Below are 4,726 nucleotides of genomic sequence, written 5' to 3'. Positions count from 1 at the left end.
ACTGGACCCGCCACATCCGCCACACCGTCCGCTACGCCCACGGCATCACCACCCTGCTCGGCCAGGGCGTCACCACCTACCTCGAACTCGGACCCGACACCACCCTCACGGCACTGACCACCCAAACCCTCACCCACCTCGACAGCACCAGCGGCGACAGCACCAGCGACAGCAACGACCGACCCCGCTTCACCGCCACCCCCNCCCTCCACCGCACCAAGCCCCCCGCCACCACCCTCGCCACCGCCCTGGCCACCCTCCACACCGAAGGCCACACCCCCACACCCCCCACCACCACAAGCCCCACCGCCAGCGACCACAGCGCCAGCCCCGGCGGCGACAGCACCACCAGCGAAAACGCCGCCAGCAGTGGCACCGGGACGGGCCCGATCCACCTCGCCGCGGTCCTCCCCACCTACCCCTTCCAGCGCCAGCGCTACTGGCTGGAGGACCCGGCACCTGCCACGTCCGATCGGCAGGGGAGCCCGCTCAACGCGGTCGACACCGGTTTCTGGGACGCCGTCCAGCACNCCGACGCGAGCACCCTCGCCGACACCCTGGGGATCTCCGACCCGACGGATCACGACGCGCTGGCCACCGTGCTGCCCGCGCTGAACTCGTGGTGGACGCGCCGGGTCACCGAGTCGCAGGCGGACTCGTGGCGGTACCGGATCGCCTGGCGCCCGGTCCCGCAGAGCGCGTCGGCGTCGCCCGCCTCCGATGGCGACTGGCTTCTGGTGGTCGCGCCGGAGTATGTCGATCATCCCCGGGTCGCCGCGGCGGTGCGGGCGCTGGAGGACGCGGGCGCCGCCGTGCGCCGGCTGGTCGTCCCCGCGGCCGCGGATCGCCGCACCCTGGCAACCGAGCTGACCCGCCTGCTCGCGGCCCCCATCGGGGCAGCCCACAACGGCACGGCACCCAACGGCACGGCACCGAACGGCACGGCACCGAACGGCACGATCCCGTCGGGCCTCGCCGATGGACCGGCGGTGGCCGGCGTGCTGTCCCTGCTGGCCCTGGACGAGTCGGCGCATCCGGACGCCGCCGCCACGCCGCTCGGCCTCGCGGGGACCGTCGCACTGCTCCAGGCCCTGGACGACACGGGCCTCGACGCCCGGCTGTGGATCGCCACCAGCGGCGCCGTGTCGACCTCGGCGGCGGATCCCGTCACCCGACCGGCCGACGCGTTGCTCTGGGGCCTCGGCGCGATCTGCGCCGTCGAGTATCCGGGCCGCTGGGGCGGAATCGTCGATCTCCCCGACCAGGTGGACGAGGAGGCCGCGCGGCTCCTGGCGACGGCGCTGCGAGCCGGCCACGGCGAGGCGGAGCTCGTGGTGCGGTCGGGTGGCCTGCTGGCCCGCCGGCTGGTGCCGGCCCCGACCGAAGCCCGGCCTGCGCAGGAGCCGGGTTCGGTCGCCGACTGGGCGGCAGAGGGCACCGTCCTCATCACCGGGGGCACCGGGGCGCTCGGCGGGCACGTCGCCCGCTGGCTGGCCCGGGAGGGTGCCGCCCACCTGCTGCTGACGAGCCGGCGGGGCGAGCGGGCGCCCGGCGCCGGCGAACTCGCCGAGGAGCTGCGCGCGCTGGGCGCCCGGGTCACGATCGCCGCGGTCGACGTGGGGGATCGTGACGCGCTCGCGGAGGTGATCGGCGGGATTCCCGCGGAGCTGCCGCTGCGTGCGGTCGTCCATACCGCCGCGGTCCTCGACGACGGCCTGGTCTCGGAGCTGACCCTGGAGCAGATCGACCGGGTGCTGCGGGTCAAGGTCGGCGGGGCGCTGAACCTGCACGAGCTGACCCGCGACGCGGATCTGGCCGCGTTCGTCCTGTTCTCCTCGATCGCCGGGACGGCGGGGATCACCGGCCAGGGCAACTACGCCCCCGGGAACGCGTACCTCGACGCCTTTGCCGCCTACCGGCGCGCCGCCGGGCTGGTCGCCACCTCCATCGCCTGGGGCCAGTGGGACGGCGCGGGACTCGCCGAACCGGATGTGGAACGCATCCTCGGCCGCTACGGGCTGCTGGCGATGGACCCGCAACCGGCGGTGCGGGCGCTGGCCGGCGCGTTGGCCAGCGACGAGACCCACCTGGCGATCGTGGCCGCCGACTGGCCGGTGTTCTACCGGAGCCGGCCGCATCCCCTCGTCCACGAGCTGCCCGAGGTCGCCGCCGAGCGCAGCGCCCTCGCCGAGCGGTCGGGTCGACCGGCGGGCGCGACCGGTGACGGCGATGGCCCGGTGCTGGCGGCCCGGCTGGCCGAGCTCGACGGGCCGGCACGCCGGGAGGCGCTGCTCGCGATCGTCCGCGATCATGTCGCCGCCGTGCAGGGACATGCCTCGCCGGACGCGGTCGACGTCGACCGCGGGTTCCGCGACCAGGGATTCGACTCCCTCGCCGCGGTGAACCTGCGCAACCGGCTGATCGCCGAGACGGGCCTGTCGCTGCCGGTCAGCCTGGTGTTCGACTACCCCACGGCCGCGGCGCTGACCGACCACCTGCTCGGCGAACTGGTGCCGGACGAACCGGCCGGGCTGCCAGCCGTGCTGGCCGAGATCGACCGGCTGGAGTCGGCGCTGGCCGACGTGGCCGACGCGGACCGGGAGGCCGCGGCCGACCGGCTGCGGGACCTGCTCACCCGACTGGGCGGACCGGCGGCGGACGGAGCGGCCGTCGCGGCCGAGCTGTCCGCGGCCAGCGACGCCGAGCTCATCGACTTCATCGGCAAGACCCTCGGGATCTCCTGACCCCGCATCGCGAAAGAAGGTGGAACATGAGCGACGACCAGATTCGGTACCTCCTCAAGAGGGTGACCGCCGAGCTGCACGAAACCCGTGAACGGNTGNGGGACGAGCGGGACGCCCGGGGCGAGCCGATCGCGATCGTCGGGATGGCCTGCCGGTTTCCGGGCGGGGTCGGCTCCGCGCAGGAGCTGTGGGAGCTGGTCGCCGAGGGCCGGGACGCGATCGGCGAGTTCCCGACGGACCGCGGCTGGGACGTCGAGGAGCTGTTCGACCCCGACCCGGACGCGACGGGGAAGTCGTACACGAGGCACGGCGGGTTCCTGACCGACGCCGCCGGTTTCGACGCCGAGTTCTTCGGCATCTCCCCGCGCGAGGCGCTCGCCCTGGACCCGCAGCAACGGCTGTTGCTGGAAACCACCTGGGAGGCGTTCGAGCAGGCCGGGATCGACCCGACGGCGCTGCGCGGCAGCCGCACCGCGGTGTTCGCCGGAACGAACGGGCAGGACTACGGCGACACGGTGCGTCAGCCGCCGCCGGAGCTGGAGGCCTATCTCGGGCTGGGGACGCTCGGCAGCGTGCTGTCCGGGCGGATCTCCTACACGTTCGGCTTCGAGGGGCCGTCGGTCACCGTCGACACGGCCTGCTCGTCCGCCCTGGTCGCCCTGCACCTGGCCGCGCAGGCGCTCCGCAACGGCGAGACCGACCTCGCCGTCGCCAGTGGCGTGACGGTGATGGCCTCCCCGGCCGCCTTCGTCGAGTTCTCCCGCCAGCGGGGCCTGGCCTCCGACGGGCGGTGCAAGGCCTTCGCCGACGCTGCCGACGGCACTGGGTGGGGCGAGGGGGCCGGCGTCCTGCTCGTCGAACGGCTCTCCGACGCCCAACGCCTCGGCCACCCCATCCTCGCCCTCGTCCGCGGCAGCGCGGTCAACTCCGACGGCGCGAGCAACGGCCTGACCGCGCCGAACGGCCCGTCGCAGCAGCGGGTCATCCGCGCGGCGCTGGCCGGCGCCCGGCTCACCCCCGCCGACATCGACGCGGTCGAGGCCCACGGCACCGGCACCGCCCTCGGCGACCCGATCGAGGCCCACGCGCTGCTGACCGTCTACGGTCGCAACCGCCCGGCCGACCGGCCGCTCTACCTCGGCTCGGTGAAGTCGAACATCGGCCACACCCAGGCCGCCGCCGGCGCCGCCGGAGTCATCAAGATCGTGCAGGCGATTCGCGCGGGCCTGCTGCCGCCGACCCTGCACGTCGACGCGCCGTCCACGCAGGTGGACTGGTCGGTCGGCGGGGTCGAGGTGCTCACCGAGGCCCGCGCGTGGCCCGCGACCGGCGCCCCCCGCCGGGCCGGGGTCTCGGCCTTCGGGGTCAGCGGCACCAACGCCCACGTCATCATCGAACAGGCCCCGGCCGACCCGAACGCCCCCGGCGTCGGTCCGGCGCCGGCCGACGCGGACAGCGCGGAGGCGGGCCGTCCCACCACCGAGACAGGCGATCCGGATGCCGATGGAGCTGTGGTCGGGGCGCTGCCGGTGCTGGCGCCACTGTCCGCGCGCAGCCCCGAGGCCCTGCAGGCACAGGCCCGCCGGCTAGCTACCCACCTGCGCGCCAGCGGCGAGAGCGACACCGGTCGCGCACCCCTGCCGGCGCTGGCCCGGGCGCTGGCGACGCGCACCGTGTTCCCACACCGCGCGATCACCCTCGCGACCAGCACCAAAAGCCTGCTCGNCAGCCTCGACCGCCTCGCCGACGGCCAACCCGACCCATCCGTCATCACCGGATTGGCCGGGACGGGCAAGCTCGCCTTCGCCTTCTCCGGCCAGGGCAGCCAGTACCCCCGCATGGGCCACGCGTTGTACACCACCCACCCCGTCTACCGCCAAGCCCTCCACGACGCCGCCGACGCCCTGGATCCCCACCTCGACCAGCCCCTGCTCGACATCCTCCACGCCGACCCCGACAGCCCCCAGGCATCGACCATCCAC

1 protein-coding gene and 3 pseudogenes are annotated in these 4,726 nt (G+C 74.7%); all 4 read left to right on the top strand.

Features of this window, described 5'->3' with window-relative positions:
- Positions 1 to 248 precede the first annotated feature (248 nt).
- Positions 249 to 530, top strand: a pseudogene (locus FF86_RS64525) (hypothetical protein); the annotation flags it as partial.
- Between the two features lies 1 nt (position 531).
- On the top strand, positions 532 to 2,744 hold a 2,213-nt coding region (locus FF86_RS30775; protein WP_255355982.1), incomplete at its 5' end, for a beta-ketoacyl reductase.
- 26 nt (positions 2,745 to 2,770) lie between these two features.
- Positions 2,771 to 2,839 (top strand): annotated as a pseudogene (locus FF86_RS69615) (polyketide synthase docking domain-containing protein); the annotation flags it as partial.
- 4 nt (positions 2,840 to 2,843) lie between these two features.
- Positions 2,844 to 4,469 (top strand): annotated as a pseudogene (locus tag FF86_RS30770) (type I polyketide synthase); the annotation flags it as partial.
- Positions 4,470 to 4,726 lie beyond the last annotated feature (257 nt).

This window comes from Frankia sp. CpI1-P (assembly GCF_001421075.1).
GTDB lineage: Bacteria > Actinomycetota > Actinomycetes > Frankiales > Frankiaceae > Frankia > Frankia torreyi.
Note: the sequence above shows the minus strand (reverse complement) of the source record. Positions and strands in the feature narration are given on the sequence as shown.